The organism is Micromonospora sp. NBC_00421, assembly GCF_036017915.1.
In the GTDB taxonomy this organism is placed as follows: domain Bacteria; phylum Actinomycetota; class Actinomycetes; order Mycobacteriales; family Micromonosporaceae; genus Micromonospora.
This window is the reverse complement of sequence record NZ_CP107929.1, coordinates 215,603-231,025: the sequence shown is the minus strand read 5'-3', so window position 1 is coordinate 231,025 and position 15,423 is coordinate 215,603. Positions and strand designations below refer to the sequence as shown.

Genomic DNA, 15,423 nt, shown 5'->3' with positions numbered 1-15,423 from the left:
ATGACCCGTGACGAGATCACCTCCGGCCTCGCCGAGATCCTCGAAGAGGTCGCCGGGGTGAACCCGGACGACGTGGCCGAGGGGAAGTCCTTCACCGACGACCTCGACGTCGACTCGCTCTCCATGGTGGAGGTCGTGGTCGCCGCCGAGGAGAAGTTCGGCGTCAAGATCCCGGACAACGAGGTGCAGAACCTGAAGACCGTCGGGGACGCCGTCAGCTTCATCGAGGCGCAGTCCTGAGATGAGTCGCGTCGACGTCGTCGTCACCGGGCTCGGCGCGACCACCCCGCTGGGCGGGGACGTCGCGTCGACCTGGGACGCCATGCTCGCCGGCCGCTCCGGGGTGGGTCCGCTCACCCAGGAGTGGGCCGGCCAGCTCCCGGTCCGGATCGCCGCCCAGCTCGCGGTGGATCCGTCCGAGGTGCTGGACCGGGTCAAGCTGCGCCGGCTGGACCGCTCCGAGGCGATCGCCCTGATCGCGGCCCAGCAGGCCTGGGCGGACTCCGGGCTCGCCGATTCCGGGCTGGACCCGGAGCGGCTGGGCGCCAGCGTCGGCTCCGGCATCGGCGGTGCGCTGACCCTGCTCGCCCAGGACGACATCCTTGAGGCGTCCGGCCCGCGTCGGGTCTCCCCGCACACCATTCCGATGCTGATGCCGAACGGCCCCGCCGCCTGGGTGGGGCTGGAGCTGGGCGCACAGGCCGGGGTGCACTCGGTGGCGAGCGCCTGCGCGACCGGCGCGGAGGCGATCGCGCTCGGCCTGGACATGATCCGCTCCGGCCGGGCCGACGTGGTGGTGGCCGGCGGCACCGAGGCGGTCATCCACCCGCTGCCGATCGCCGGGTTCAGCTCCATGCGGGCCATGTCGACCCGCAACGACGAGCCCGAGCTGGCCTCCCGCCCCTGGGACAAGGGCCGGGACGGCTTCGTCCTCGGCGAGGGCGCCGGCATCCTGGTGCTGGAGCGGGCCGACCACGCCACCGCCCGGGGTGCCCACGTGTACGCCCGGCTCGCCGGCGCGGGCATCACCTCCGACGGGTACGACATCGTCCAGCCACACCCGGAGGGGGCCGGCGCGATCCGGGCCATCGCCAAGGCGATCGCCGACGCGGACGTGGCGAAGGCCGACATCGTGCACGTCAACGCGCACGCCACCTCCACCCCGGTGGGCGACCTGGCCGAGATCAAGGCGCTGCACCGGGCACTCGGTGACCATCCGGTGCTGACCGCCACCAAGTCGATGACCGGGCACCTGCTCGGCGCGGCCGGCGCGTTGGAGTCGATCGCCACCATCCTGACCATCCGCGAGGGTGTCATCCCGCCGACGATCAACCTGGACGACCCTGACGACGGTCTCGACATGGACGTCGCCGCGAACAAGGTCCGCCACCTGGACGTACCCGCCGCGCTGAACAACTCGTTCGGCTTCGGCGGCCACAACGTCGCCCTGGTCTTCACCCGCCCCTGACCGCACCACCGGCCCACCACCCCGACACCCGGGGTGGTGGGCCGTCCGGCGTCCATCATGATCAGATTGCGGAGAGTGAGACGACACGCCGGGAAGAGTGCGTGAAATCGCAATCCGATCATGAAGGCCAGCCCCGCCCGCCCGAGTACGGCCGCCCAGCCCACCGTCGTGACCGGCCCGGCCGGTCGACGGCAGCCGGTCGCCGCCGGTCCACCGTGGTACGACGATGTCGCATCGGCCACCGACGCCACCACGGTCGGCCCAAAGGGTAGCGCCTGCACGCTGTCGGTGACCTTCTCGGTGCCTGCGGAGTGGAGGGTCGAGGCGGTGAGGTCCGGGGCCGAGTTCACCCTCGGCCCGGCCGTGCCGGTCTGCGAGATCGACGCGAAGCCGGCCGGGCACATCGGCTTCCTGCGGGTGTGGCAGATCACCGGGGCCACGCCCCTGAACCCGCAGGACACGGTGGACAGGTATCTCGCCGCGTTCGACGGCCCGAAGGAGCAGCAGCACCGGCGGACCAGGGCCGGCCCGCTGGACGCCTTCGAAGCCACCTGGACCGAGGACGGCGAGCGCAAGCGGGCGATCGTGGTGTCCACCCGCAAGGGCGAGCTGATGATCACCCTCGGCGGCCTGGACACCGAGGAGTTCGAGGCGATGCTGCCGGCGTACCAGTCGGCGAAGTCGAGCGCCAACCTGCCGACGTGACCGCGCCGGCTGTCCGGCCTGCCCCCTTCGCAGGCCGGACAGCCGGCCACGGCCGGCCTCCCACAGCCGGACGCACAGCTCCCCCACGACCGGACGCACAAACCCGACCGGCCTCCCCCGACCGGACGCACGGGCCCGCCGGTCAGCGGGGGGCCGGCACCGCTTCGCGGGCCAGGGTGACCGCGCCGAGCAGCGCCGCGTCGTCGGCGAACCGGGACAGCACCACGTCGGGCCGGTGCGGGAGCACCTCGGCCAGCCGGTCGACGAGCAGCCCACGGATCAACGCGCTGCCGGCCACCCCGCCGACCAGCACCACCCGTTGCGGGTCGAGCAGCAGGCAGCAGGTGACCAGGTGCCGGGCCAGTTCGTCGACCCGGGCGGTGAGCGCGTCCCGGGCCGCACCGGGCAGCTCGGCGGCGGCGGCCAGCCCGGCCGCATCCCCGGCCACCCCCAGGTCGGCGGCGAGCCGGTCCAACGCCCGGCCGGAGAAGTCCAGCTCCAGCATGGTGCCGGGCCACGGGCCACCGGCCACCGCGTACCCGATCTCGCCGGCCGCGCCCCGGTGACCGGCGATGACCGCGCCACCCACGGTGACGGCCGCCGCCACGCCGGTACCGATCCCCACCACCAGCCCTGGGTCGGCGTCGCGCAGCGCACCGAGCCGCAGCTCGGCCAGGGCGGCGGCGTTCAAATCGTTGTCCACCGCCACCCGGGCCACCCCGAGAGCGTCGGAGACCGCGTCGGCCAGCCGCAGCCGCTCCCAACCCGGCACGTTCGGGGCCAGGTCGATGCCGTCGGGGCGGACCACCCCGGGCGAGGCCACCCCGGCTGCCGCGAGCGGACCACCCACCTTGGCCACCAGCTCGACGGCCAGCGCCAGGGCCCGGTCCAACGCCTGCGGGGCACCGCGTTCGGCGTGCGTGGCGATCCGCCGGTGGGCCAGTAGCCGACCGGTGCCGTCGGCCACCCCGACCGCCATCTTGGTCCCACCGAAGTCGATGCCGAGCAGCAGTTCGTCGGTGCGGGTGCCGGTGGCGGCCCGGCCGGCCAGTCGTACGTTCACCGGGTCCACCACGCCGTCACCACCGTGTCCGCCGGACCGGATCGCGACCGACCCGCCGACCCGGACAGCCGTCCACCCGGTGACCCGGGACACGGATGGGCAACGGGTCTTCCCATCGGCGCGCTCACCGGCCGGCCACCTCGGCGGCGACCGTGTCCAGTGCCTGGTCGGCGCGGGCCAACCGGTCGCGGGTCGCGACGAGGCGGTCGGCGACGCCGGCGAAGGCGACCCGCAGGGTGCCGACCTGGGCGCGGACGGCAGCGGCCCCCGGACCGTCCACCTGTGCCCGGTCCAGCACCAGATCCGGGTGGACGGCGGCGGCGATCAGGTCGGCCACGGCGTCGTCGGTCAGCCGGTCGGTCAGCCCGTCGGCGGCGGCCCGGACGCCCTCGGCGGTCCAGCTGTCCGGCGCACCGGCCCGGACCAGCCGGCCGACGACCGAGTGGGCGGCCCGGAACGGCACCCCGTGTCGGGTCAGCGCGTCGGCCGCCGCGGTGGTGGTGGCGCCGGAGGCGACGATCTCCTCCCGGCTGGGCGGGTTCAGTGGTTCCAGTTCGGCCAGGAAGCCGCCGACCAGGGCGAAGAATCGATCCGCCCGGTCGTTGCTGTCCCAGAGCCGGACCTGCACGTCGGTGGTGGCGTTGTTGGAGTCCTCCCACCAGGCGGCCCCGACGTTGTTGAGCACCGACGCGGCGTCGGCGGCGCTCGCACCGGCCATCGACACCAGATGCTCCAGCACCACCGGGTTGCGCTTCTGCGGCATGATGCTGCTGCCCTGGGTGAAGTCGCCGGGGGTGGCCACCCACTGCCAGGTCAGCCAGTCCATCAGGGTGCGGGCCAACCGGGCGCCGGTGGCGAGGGCCTGGGCGTTGAGGGTGCCGACCCGGACCAGGTGGTCGGCCCCGGCGACCGCCTCGTACGAGTTGGTGACCAGGCCGTCGAAGCCGAGCAGCTCGGCCACCCGGGCCGGGGCGATGTCCAGGTCGGTGCCGGCGAACGCGCAGGAGCCCAGCGGCGAGACGTTGAGCTGGTCGATCACGTCGGCGTACGCGGCGGCCTCACCGGCCAGCGCCTCGGCGTAGCCGGCCAGGGCGTGCCCGATGGTGGTGGGCTGGGCGGGCCGGCGGTGGGTGTAACCGGTGATCACCACGTCGGCGTACCGGTCGGCGACGTCAAGCGCGGTCGCGCCGGTGGTCAGCACCCGGTCCAGCACGTCGAGCAGTTGGTCGCGCAGCAGCATCCGGAACACCCCGGCGTCGAGGTCGTTGCGGCTACGGGCCATCTGCACGTCCAGTTCGGACGCCGGCACGCCACACGCCTCGGCGAGCTTGGACTCCAGCAGGTAGTAGGTGTCCTCGAAGGTGCCGTCGAACGCCGGGGCGGCGGTGGTGTCGGCACGCAGCGTGGCCAGCCCGCGCAGCAGCCGGGCGCCCCGCTCGGCGGGGATCAGCCCCTGCTCGGTCAGCATCACCACGTGCGCCTGGCTGGCGCGCACCATCGCCGGATAGAGGTACCCGACGTGGTGGTCGTAGGTGGGGGCCAGGTGGTGCCGCTGGTAGGTGGTCAGCTCGCTCATGGCGGTTCCTTACTTCCTTCCGGGCCGGGACGCGGCACGACGGCCGGGTCCCGGGTTCTCGGCTGGTCGGTCGGTCAGGCCGAGCAGCCGTTCGGCGTTGCCGGCGAAGATCGCGCGGAGGTGGTCGTCGGGCATCCCCAGCTCGCGGCAGACCCGCAGCTGGTCGTCGAGGTAGCGGGTGACGTACCCGCGCGGGAACCACGACGAGTCGCTGCCGTACACGATGCGCTGCGGGCCGATCGTCTCGTAGCAGCGGCGGAACAGGTCCTCCAACGTCAGCTTGTACGGCATCCAGCGCACCCACTGGTTGGAGCCGGAGGTGTCGACGTGGATGTTGGGGCAGCCCCAGGCGGCGAAGAGGAGATCCTGCACGTGCTGGACGCCGAAGTGCGGCACCACCACGCTCAGCTCGGGGAAGCGGCGGGCCATCCGGGCCAGCTCGTCGGGGGTGCCGTACCGGCCGAAGGACAGGCCACCGGCGCTGCCGTAGTGGCCGATGTGGATCAGCACCGGCACGCCGAGGCGCTGCGCGGTGGACCAGAGCGGGTCCAGGTCGGTGTGGTCCAGCGGTCCCCGCAGCAGCGGGGCGAACAGCTTCAACCCGCGCAGTCCCCGTTCGGTCACCGCGCGTTCCAGCTCGGCGGCGGCTCCCGGGCCGTACGGGTCGTGGTGGGCGAAGCCGAGCAGCAGGTCCGGGTGGCGGTCGACCACGTCGGCGACGGTGTCGTTGCCGCCGCCGGTGACGAAGACGGCCCGCCGCACCTGCACCGCGTGCAGCTCGTCGGCCCACCGGTCGGCCTCGTCCTGCCACCGTGGCGCGGGTGGCTCGGGGTCGGGGAAGCTCCACGCCTGCCGCCACGCCCGCGCGTACGGGGCGGAGCCGGCGGCCCGGACGGCCCGCTCGTGCTCCCCGCCCGGGTGCATCCCGGCGGCGTCCTCGCAGGCGTGGATCGTCTCGTCGGTGCCGATCCGGAAGTGCAGGTGGAAGTCGACGATGTCGAGTCCCCGGTCCACGCTCATCGCACTCCCCCCGTCGACCCGTCCGTCGCCGGCTCACCGGTCGCCGGGGCCGGCTCACCGGTCGCCGGGGCCGGGCCGTCGGCCGTCAGGGCCGGGCCGTCGGCCGTCGCGCCCGGCAGCGGGTCGGCGGTGGGTGGGGCCGGCGGTGGGGCGGCCACCCAGGCGGCGACGATCTCCCGCAGTCGCCCGCCGGCGGTGGCGCGGACCTGCCGGCCGGCCGCCTCGGAGGCCAGCGAGATGTGCCCGGACCAGCCCTGCCACGGATCGGGACGGGACTCCACGAGCACGTACGGGTGGCCGACCGGCAGCTTCGGCTTCGGCGGCAGGTCGGTCACCGCGTCGAGGCGGACCGCGCCGGGGTCGAACCCGAGCACCCCCGAGGTCTCGTACGCGCCACCGTGCCCGCGGGCGGTCAGCGGCCCGTACAGCTCGGTGGTCTCCGCCGGGGTGACCAGTTGGAACCAGTTGACGAGCAGCAGGCTTGCGGTACGCCGGCCGGAGACCCACTCCATCGCGGCGCGGACGGTGGACATGTTGGCGTCGTGGCCGTTGACGATCAGCAGCCGGGGGAAGCCTGCGGCGACGATCCCCTCGATCACGTCGGCGAGGTAGCCGACGGCGATCTCCGGCCGGATCGACACCGTCCCCGGCCAGGGCCGGGTCTGCCCCGGGCAGGCCGCGTACGGCACCGCCGGAAAGAGCACCCCGCGTGGTCCCTGGGAGCCGGTGGTCGTACCCCCGGAGGAGCCGGCGGCGGTCGCGCCGCCGGCCTCGGCGGCAGAGCCGACAGCGCCGCCGGCCTCGGCGGCAGAGCCGACAGCGCCGCCGGCCTCGGCGGCAGGACCGACAGCGCCGCCGGCCTCGGCGGCGAAGCCTTCGGCGAGGATCAGGTCGGTGCCGAGCGGCAGGTGCGGACCGTGCCACTCGACGGCACCGACGGGCAGCACCGCGTAGTCCGCCGCCGCCGCGACGGCGGCCAGTTCACCGCCGGGAATCCGGGTGGCGGGCAGCAGCCCACCACCGGTCGGCCAGGTCACGCCGTCCACTTCGCCGCCTCCCGGGCGGCCCGGCCGCCGTTCTGCAACCGACCGGAGAACACCATCACCACGAAGATCAACACCACCTGGAGCATGCCGTACGCGGCGGCGGTGCCGACCTCGAACGAGTACATCCGGTTGTTGATCTCGACCGAGATGGGTGCCGTCTCCGAGGTGTAGATCAGCACCGAGGCGACGAACTCGCCGACCCCGTTGACGAAGGCGAGCAGCGCGCCGGCCAGCACACCGGGCAGCATCAGCCGCAGGGTGACCGTGCCGAACGCCCGCCACCAGGGCGCGCCGAGGTTGCGGGCGGCCTCCTCCAGCGACGGGTCGATCTGGGCCAGCGTCGCCGAGCTCGACCGGAACACCAGCGGCAGGAACCGCACGAAGTACGCCAGCGGCATGATCCAGAAAGTGCCGATCAGCACCTGGCCGAAGCTGAACGCGTTGCCGGTGCTGAACGCGGAGATCAGGTTGATCGCCACCACCGTGCCGGGCAGCGCCCAGGCCAGCATGACCGCCACGTCGAGCAGCCCCCGGCCCCGGAAGTCGAGCCGACGCACCGCGTACGCGATCAGCACGCCCACCAGCACGCAGCCGACCGTGGCGAGCAGGCTCATCTGCAACGAGTTGAGGATCGGCCGGTACGCCCCCGGGTCGGAGAAGATCGTGACGAAGTTCTGCATGGTGTACGACGACGGGATCACCTCGGTGGTCCACGAGCCGTCCTGCGAGAACGCGACCAGGGCGATGGTCGCCACCGGGGCGAGCAGCACCATGGTGGCCAGCACCGAGGCGAGCAGGGCCAGCCACCTGCCGAACGGGTTGCTGATCTCCCGGCGGTGCGAGGCGACGCCCTTGGACTGGGAGCGGTAGCTGCGCCGGCCCTCGTACCAGCGCATGCCGAGCAGGAACAGCACCGAGGACACCGCCAGCACCGAGGCGTAGGTGGAGGCCATCGGCAGGTCGCCGTTGGTGCGGTTGATGTAGATCTGCATGGTCATCGTGCGGTCCACCCCGAACAGCAACGGCGCGGTGTACGACGCCAGCGACGTCATGAAGACCAGCAACGAGGCGGAGACCAGGGCCGGGGTGAGCATCGGCAGCAGCACGGTGCGCCAGACCCGGACCCGGCTGGCGCCCAGGTTGTAGGCCGCCTCCTCCACCGACGGGTCCATCCCGACCAGGGCGGCGGACGCGGCGAGGTAGAAGAACGGGTACATGGTGAAGGTGTGCACCACCAGCACCCCGGCGATGCCGGTGAACGGGAGCACCGGGTTCTCGGTGCCGAGCAGGTGTTGCAGGCCGCGCGGCAGGATGCCGGTCTCGCTGTAGAGCAGCTGGAACGAGATCGCCCCGATCAGCGGCGGCAGCGCCGCCGGCACCAGGATGATCGCCTCGATCAGCCGTCGGCCGGGGAACGAGAAGCGTTTGAGCAGGAAGGCCATCGCCACCCCGACGATCCCGCAGAGCAGCACGCTGGCCGCCGAGATCATCAGTGAGGTGAGCAGCGCCGAGCGGGCCACCCCGGTGCCGGTGAGGAACTCGGAGTAGTTGGCCACCCCGTCCACCCCGACGCTCTCGGCGAAGGTGGCGAACATCGGCTGCACCACGTAGCCGAAGAGGATCAGCACCAGCGGGAAGACCAGCAGGTACGGGAACCAGGGCGAGTTGGCGTTGAGGCCGCGCCGGGGCCGGCCGGCCTTCGGTGGGGCGGGGTCCGTGGTGACCGGCGGCACGGTGGCCGGGCTCGGCGTGGCGGGAATGGTGCTCACAGTGTCACCTCGGTTCGCGACTGCGGGGCTCGCAAAACCGGCTCACTCCTCGCGCTCACGGCTGCACCACCCACATCCGTTCCCGGTTCAGCCGCAGCCCGACCTGGTCACCGACGGCGGTCCCGGCCGGGACGTCGATCGCGGCGACCTGCACCGGTTCGCCGGCCACCTCGACCACGAGGTTGGTGGCCATGCCGGTGAACTCCACCTCGGTCACCCGGCCGGTGAGCGCGCCGGGCTCGGTGGCCGAGGTGAGCCCGAGGTGCTCGGGGCGTACCGAGACCAGGGCGGTGTCCCCGGCGCGCAGGCCGTGGTCGGTGGGGGCGGTGACGGCGGTCTCGCTGCCGTCGGGCAGTCCCACGGTGACCGTCCCGGCGGTGGCGGTGACCACCGGCAGCTCGAGCACGTTGCTGCGGCCGATGAAACGGGCCACGAAGGCGGTCGCCGGCCGGTGGTAGATCTCCTGCGGGGCACCGATCTGCCGGACCCGGCCGGACTCCATCACGGCGATCCGGTCGGACATCGCCATCGCCTCGGCCTGGTCGTGGGTGACGTAGATGGCGGTGGTGCCGGCCTCCTGCTGGATCCGCCGGATCTCCACCCGGGTCTCCTCGCGCAGCTTGGCGTCGAGGTTGGACAGCGGCTCGTCGAGCAGCAGGGTACGCGGCCGGATGACCAGCGCGCGGGCCAGCGCCACCCGCTGCTGCTGGCCGCCGGAGAGCTGGTCGATCCGGCGGTCGCCGTAGCCGGCGAGGTGGACCTGGCCGAGCGCCTCCTCGATCCGCCGGGCGGACTCGGCCCGCCCCACCTTGCGGATCTTCAGCCCGTACGCGACGTTCTGCGCGACGGACATGTGCGGGAAGAGGGCGTAGTTCTGGAACACCATGCCGGTGTCGCGCTTGTTCGGCGGCCGGTGGGTGACGTCCTCGGTGCCGAACCGGATCCGCCCCGAGGTGGGGAAGTAGAACCCGGCAACCATCCGCAGGGTGGTGGTCTTGCCGCAGCCGCTCGGGCCGAGCAGGGTGAAGAACTCCCCGGCGGCGATGCTGATGTCGACGTCGTCGACGGCAGCGGTGTCGCCGGCACGCGCGAAGCGCTTGCTCACCGACTCCAGCGTGACATCGATCATGATGTCCTCTCCTTCATGCGGTACCGGCCTGGCCGGGCGGGCGGGGGTGCGGGGACCGGGCCGGTGGGCACGGGGTACGGGTCGCGGGACGCCGTCGGGCCGTCGCCGCAGCGGTCGGAGCGAGTTCCGGTCGGGCCGTCACGGCGCGGACGGGCGGCGGTGCCGGGGGCGGGACGTGCCCCCGGCACCCGTGCGGTCAGCCCTTGTTCTTGATCTGGCTGTTCCAGTTGTTGATCCACTCGGTCTCGTTCTTGCCGATGATGTCCCAGTTGACGTCGAGCGGCTTGAGGTTGAGCTGGGCCAGCCACTCCGGCTGCTGGGCGATCTCCACGGCCGGGATCTGGTAGTAGTCCTTGGCCAGGTCGGCACGCAGGGTGTCGTCGAAGAGGAACTCGATGAACTTCTGCGCGCCGGCGCTGTTGCCGCCCTTGACCGCGGCCAGCCCGTCGACCAGCACCGGGGCACCGGACGCCGGCATCACGTAGCCGAACGGCATGTTGGACTGGTTGGCCTGGAGCAGGATGTCCTGGAGGTTCCAGGCGCTGAGGGTGCCCTGCTGGCGGGAGAGCTTGAGGTAGAGGTCGGCCGGGTTGGCCGCGTACGAGCCGGTGTTGGCGTCCAGCTTCTTGAGCCAGTCGTAGCCGGGCTGCGGGTTGCTGCCGTCCGGCGACTGCCGCATGATCATCGCGGCGTAGATCGACCGCATGGTGCCCGAGGCGGCCACGTCCCGGATGACGATCTTGTCCTTCCACTCCGGCTTCAGCAGGTCGTCCCAGTCCTTCGGGGCCTGCTCCGGGGTGAGCGCCTTGTTGTTGTACATGATGACCTCGGGCAGCAGGATCTCACCGAACCAGCGTCCCTCGGCGTCCTTGTACTTGGCGTCCATCTTGCCGGCGAACGCGGGCTGCCAGGCGGTGAGCAGGTCCTCGCCGGCACCGGCGGCCAGCCCCTGCTGGGTGCCGCCCCACCAGACGTCGGCCTGCGGGTTGGCCTTCTCGGCCCGGACCCGCTCCAGGATCTCCTGGGCGCCCAGGTTGAGGATCTCCACCTTCCCCTTGTACTCGGGGTACTTGGCGGTGAACTTGTCCACGACGAAGGTGGAGACCTTCTTGTCGCGGGCGGTGTAGATCGTCAGCTTCTCGGTCTCACCGGCTGCGGTGTCGTCCGAGCCGCCACCGCCACAGGCGGTGCCGGCGGCGAGGACGGTGGCGAGCGCTCCGGCTAGCAGAAGTCGACGTCTCATGGGGTACCTCCGAGGGGTGTGGGCGAAGAAATCAGCGGTTCGGGCAGGTCAGGGGGCCGGTAACAGGGTGGGCGTTCCGGCGGCGGCAGCGGACAGGGCGTAGCTGACCGCGCCGTGCAGCACGGCCCGGTCGCCGAGCACGGCCCGGCGTACCTCGGTGGTGCTGGGTGCGGCGGCGGTGACCAGGCCCTGGAGCCGGTCGACGGCGGCGTCGTCGAGTTCGGCGGCGGCACCGCTGAGCAGCACCCGGCCCGGGTCGATCACGCAGACGCAGGAGACGATCAGCCGGGACCAGGCGTGCAGCACCTCGTCGAGGTAGCCGGCGGCGCGCGGGTCGGTGCCGGCCAGTTCGACGAGCGCGCGTACCGGCGAGTCGGGGCGGCGGCCGGGGGCCAGCGCGACCACCCGCTCGGCGATCGCGTTCTCCGACCAGCGCGCCTCGAACGGACCGATCCCGTCGTGTCCCCGGCCGGCCGGGTCCAGCGGCAGGAAGCCGACCTCGCCGGCCGCACCCCGGGCACCCCGCCGGACCTGGCCGTCGAGCACCAGGCCCGCGCCGATGCCGTCGCGGACGTGCAGCAGCAGCAGGTCGGCGACGTCCATGCCGGCGCCGGCGGAGTGTTCGCCGGCCGCCATCAGGTTGACGTCGTTGTCCACCACCACCGGTACGCCGAGCGTCCGCTGGACCGACTCCCCTATCGGGCGGCCCTCGATCAGGCCGACCGAGGGGGCGAGCCGGACCGCGCCACCGGAGATGACGCCGGGCGCGGCGATGGCCACCCCGCGCAGCGCGGGCAGCCCCTCCCCGGCCAGTTCCGGCACCGATCGGCAGATGGTGTCGACGATGTCGCCGGTCAGCCGGATCGCACGGTGGGCGACCACCGCGCCGTCGCTGTCGGCGATCTCGCAGCTGATCCGGGACGGCTCCAGCGAGACGGCGGCGACCAGTTCGGCCCGGGGGTTGAACTCCAGCATCGCCCGGGGTCGGCCGGCCCGTGAGGCACCCGGCCCGCGTTCGATGAGGTAGCCCTCGGCGATCAGGTCACGCACGAGCGGGGTGAGCGTGGCGGGACTCAGGCCGGTGAGCTCGGTCAGCTCGGCCCGGGAGAGCACCCGGACCTGGCGGGCGGTGGAGATCACGGAAAGCCGCTTGATCTCCTTCGACCGCTCCCGGCTCACCGGGCTCGTTGGTGGCGTCACCACGTCTGTCACACTTCCTTCCTACGGCGAACGAATTAAAGAGTCAAGTAACAAGTCCGTCTCGGATCGGCCGTCGGCAGGCACTGGAGCAGCAATAACGTCCACCAAGAGGGTCGATGGCCGGTTCGGATGGCCGTTCCGGCGCACCAGAGGACATCCGGGACATGCCCTACTTTATTTCTTCTGCAAAGAAAGAAATACCTTCCAAAGCATTGACGTACCACCGCGCCGGTCCCTAGCGTCACCGGACGAAGGCCTTCCAGTGTGTACGGAACCCGTACCGCTGCCGTACCCGGTGCACCGCGTCCGACGACGCCCACCGTTCCCCGTTCCCACCGCCTCACCGTCCACCGACGACCCCGCGTCCGGCGCACCGCGTCCGACGACGACGGTCGCCGCCCGGACGTCGTGGTTCCGGAAGGATCTGCATGCGCATCAAGGGTTTCCTGCTACCCACCGCACTCGCCCTGGCCGTGGCCGGGGCACCTGCCACCGCCGTCGCCGCCCCGGCCGAGGTCCGCCCACCCAAGGCCGTCGACCTCGACGTGCTCTTCGTCAGCGCCCACCCCGACGACGAGGCCGGCAGCCTCGCCACCCTCGGCCAGTGGAAGGAGAAGTACGGCGCCAAGGCCGGCGTCGTCACCATCACCCGGGGCGAGGGCGGCGGCAACGCCGTCGGTCTGGAAGAGGGCCCGCCGCTGGGCATCATCCGCGAACGCGAGGAACGCACCGCGATCGGCAAGGCCGGCGTGGAGAACCTCTACAACCTCGACCGGGTCGACTTCTGGTACACCGCGTCCGCCCCGCTGTCCGAGCAGATCTGGGGGCACGACGACACCCTGGGCCAGATCGTCCGGGTCATCCGGACCACCCGGCCCGAGATCATCATGACGATGAACCCGTCGCCGACCCCGGGTAACCACGGCAACCACCAGCAGGCCGCCCGGTTCGCCGCCGAGGCGTTCGCCGCCGCCGCCGACCCGGCCGCCTTCCCCGAGCAGCTCAGCGCCGAGGGGCTGACCCCGTTCCGGGCCGCGAAGTTCCTGCGTACCGGCGGCACCGGCACCTCCGCCGCCGGGCCGCAGTGCGCGACCGGCTTCACCCCGACCGTCCCCACCGACCAGGTCTTCGGCGTCTGGGAGGGCACCCCCAGCGCCAGCGGGAAGACCTGGGCCGAGGTCGAGGTCGACGCCCGCCGGGAGTACGTCACCCAGGGCTGGGCCGGCACCGCCGCCGCCCCCACCGACCCGACGAAGATCCGCTGTGACTTCTACACCCTGATCGACAGCCGCGTCCCGTACGACCCGGCGGACACCTCGCCGGAGGCGATCCTGCGCGGCTCGGTGCTGCCGCCGGTGACCGGTGGCCTGCCGAAGGGCACCGAGCTGTACCTCACCACCGACCGGTTCGACCTGGCCCCCGGCGCGACCGTCGAGGTCACCGCGCACCTGCGCGCGCCCGCCAACCGACTCCTGGCCAAGCCCCGGATCGACCTGCGACTGCCGGCCGGCTGGAAGGCCAAGGGCTCCGGCGTGCTGAACAACGACGTGCCGGCCGGCAAGGAGCGGACCAGGACGTTCACCGTCACCGTCCCGGCCGACGCCGACACCAACCAGCAGCAGCTCATCGGTGCCACCCTGACCACCCGCCAGGGTGTCGGGCGCACCGACCGGGCCGTCCGGGTGGTCGCCGACGTGCGCGGCACGCTGGAGCCACTGCCCGAGGTCGGCATCTTCCGTGACTGGGCCGGCGACGGCGGATACCCGCAGCTGGACACCCTGATCAAGCCGGTGCTCACCATCGGCTCCGGCCAGCAGCGCTCGGTCCGCATCGACCTGCGTAACCACGGTCGGGTCAGCCGCAGCGGCACCGTCACCCTCGGCCTGCCCGCCGGCTTCACCGCCGACGCGGCCACCAAGAGCTACCCCGAACTGGCACCCGGCGCGACCGGGGCGGTCACCTTCACCGTCACCAACACCGACGCCACCCTGCCGACCGCCAACGAGGGCGGCACGGACGGCGACTACGGCATCACCATCACCACCACCAGCGCCGCCGGCAGCACCGTGGAGACCGGCGCGCTGGAGATCGTGCCGACCACCGAGGTCCCGGCCGCCGGCAACGGCACCGTCGACGGGGTCGCCTCGCCCGGCGAGTACCCCGGCCCGGAGCTGGACCTCTCCCGCATCTGGGAGGGGCAGGCCACCACCCCGCAGGACGCCTCGGCCACCGGCCGGATCGCCTGGACCCCCGACGCCCTGAAGGTGTTCGTGCAGGTCACCGACGACGTGCTCGGCAAGAAGGTGGTGCCGCAGGACTGCAAGCGGCAGCGCCGCACCGACAGCGTGGAGATCATCGTCGACCCGAAGGGGAACTCGGCGGACACCTCCACGGCGTTCAAGGCGGGCATCTTCCCGATCACCGACGACCCGGCCAACGGCAACCCGCCCTGCTGGCAGCGCGACGCCGACAACCGGCAGGGCCCGGGGGCGACCACCGCACCCGGGATGACAGTGGTCAGCAAGGTCAGCTCCCCCTACACCGGGTACACCATCGAGACGAGCATCCCGTTCGCGGTGCTGCCCGACGCGGTGGACCCGGCCCGGATGGGCCTCAACGTGCTGGTCTACGACTCGGACACCCAGGACCTCAGCTCGCAGTCCCGACTGGGCTGGTCCACCTTCACCGGCGTCCGGGCCGACCCGTACCGCTACGGTCTGGCCACCCTGCCCGGTTACCAGCCGGCGGCCCGGCAGCCCAGCGCGCCGGTCTTCCCGGACACCTCCGCCCGCAGCGTGCTCAGCCCGCAGACCATCGCCCAGTCGGCCGTGGACGGGGTGGCCCCGGCCGCCGTGCCGCGGCTGAAGAACTCGGCGCTGCGACTGACCTCGGCCCAGCGGGTCACCGACGGAGTGCAGGTCACCCTGCGCTCCGACCGGGCCGGCACCGCCTACCTGTACGCCTGGGACGGCGACACGGCCCGGGGCGATCGCACCGTACGGATGGCCGCCGGTGACCGGGTCACCGTGACGGTCCCGGTCAGCGGAGGCACCCCGACGTCCCTGTTGGCCGCGTTCGAGGCCGGCGGCGCCGCCGTGGCCCAGCAGGTTCCGCTGGGCTGACCCGCCACCGCGTGACCCGTGGCCGGCCGTCGACCTCCGTCGACGGCCGGCCACGCCGGCGTCGCGCGGCCCGGCTCACCCG

The 15,423-nt window shown here is 72.7% G+C and carries 12 protein-coding genes; 4 read left to right on the top strand and 8 right to left on the bottom strand.

Going from position 1 to position 15,423, the window contains the following annotated elements:
• From OHQ87_RS01020 to OHQ87_RS01010, 3 genes are all read left to right on the top strand, one after another.
• Positions 1-240: an acyl carrier protein gene (locus OHQ87_RS01020; protein WP_067313076.1), complete on the top strand. Its 240-nt coding sequence runs from the start codon at positions 1-3 to the stop codon at positions 238-240.
• A gap of 1 nt (position 241) precedes the next feature.
• Positions 242-1,468, top strand: a complete 1,227-nt coding sequence (gene fabF / locus OHQ87_RS01015; protein ID WP_328344056.1) for a beta-ketoacyl-ACP synthase II — start codon at positions 242-244, stop codon at positions 1,466-1,468.
• A 120-nt stretch (positions 1,469-1,588) separates the two neighbouring features.
• Entirely contained in the window at positions 1,589-2,173 is a 585-nt protein-coding gene (locus OHQ87_RS01010) for a lipoprotein (protein WP_328344054.1), read from the top strand.
• Between the two features lie 142 nt (positions 2,174-2,315).
• On the opposite strand, the gene OHQ87_RS01005 is transcribed toward OHQ87_RS01010, so the two are convergent.
• The 8 genes from OHQ87_RS01005 to OHQ87_RS00970 form a co-directional block, all read right to left on the bottom strand.
• The gene (locus tag OHQ87_RS01005; RefSeq protein WP_328344053.1) at positions 2,316-3,236 is read right to left on the bottom strand and encodes an ROK family protein; all 921 of its coding nucleotides are present in this window, start codon (positions 3,234-3,236) and stop codon (positions 2,316-2,318) included.
• A 124-nt stretch (positions 3,237-3,360) separates the two neighbouring features.
• Positions 3,361-4,812 carry a lyase family protein gene (locus OHQ87_RS01000; protein WP_328344052.1) on the bottom strand — a complete coding sequence of 484 codons (1,452 nt, stop codon included), beginning with the start codon at positions 4,810-4,812 and terminating at the stop codon, positions 3,361-3,363.
• 9 nt (positions 4,813-4,821) lie between these two features.
• Entirely contained in the window at positions 4,822-5,832 is a 1,011-nt protein-coding gene (locus OHQ87_RS00995; protein WP_328344051.1) for an amidohydrolase family protein, read from the bottom strand.
• Positions 5,829-6,869: a creatininase family protein gene (locus tag OHQ87_RS00990; protein ID WP_328344049.1), complete on the bottom strand. Its 1,041-nt coding sequence runs from the start codon at positions 6,867-6,869 to the stop codon at positions 5,829-5,831. The genes OHQ87_RS00995 and OHQ87_RS00990 overlap by 4 nt, the downstream gene beginning before the upstream one ends.
• Positions 6,866-8,647: an ABC transporter permease gene (locus OHQ87_RS00985; protein WP_328344048.1), complete on the bottom strand. Its 1,782-nt coding sequence runs from the start codon at positions 8,645-8,647 to the stop codon at positions 6,866-6,868. Before OHQ87_RS00985 ends, OHQ87_RS00990 begins: the two co-directional genes overlap by 4 nt.
• Before the next feature lie 55 nt (positions 8,648-8,702).
• Positions 8,703-9,776 (bottom strand): ABC transporter ATP-binding protein, encoded by a 1,074-nt coding sequence (locus OHQ87_RS00980; RefSeq protein WP_328344046.1) that lies wholly within the window; start codon positions 9,774-9,776, stop codon positions 8,703-8,705.
• Positions 9,777-9,972: 196 nt separating this feature from the next.
• Positions 9,973-11,019, bottom strand: a complete 1,047-nt coding sequence (locus OHQ87_RS00975; protein ID WP_328344044.1) for an extracellular solute-binding protein — start codon at positions 11,017-11,019, stop codon at positions 9,973-9,975.
• A 48-nt stretch (positions 11,020-11,067) separates the two neighbouring features.
• Positions 11,068-12,231, bottom strand: a complete 1,164-nt coding sequence (locus OHQ87_RS00970; RefSeq protein WP_328344042.1) for an ROK family protein — start codon at positions 12,229-12,231, stop codon at positions 11,068-11,070.
• A gap of 416 nt (positions 12,232-12,647) precedes the next feature.
• On the opposite strand from OHQ87_RS00970, the gene OHQ87_RS00965 reads away from it, so the two are divergent.
• On the top strand, positions 12,648-15,341 hold the full coding sequence (locus OHQ87_RS00965; RefSeq protein ID WP_328344040.1) for a sugar-binding protein: 2,694 nt from the start codon (positions 12,648-12,650) through the stop codon (positions 15,339-15,341).
• Positions 15,342-15,423 lie beyond the last annotated feature (82 nt).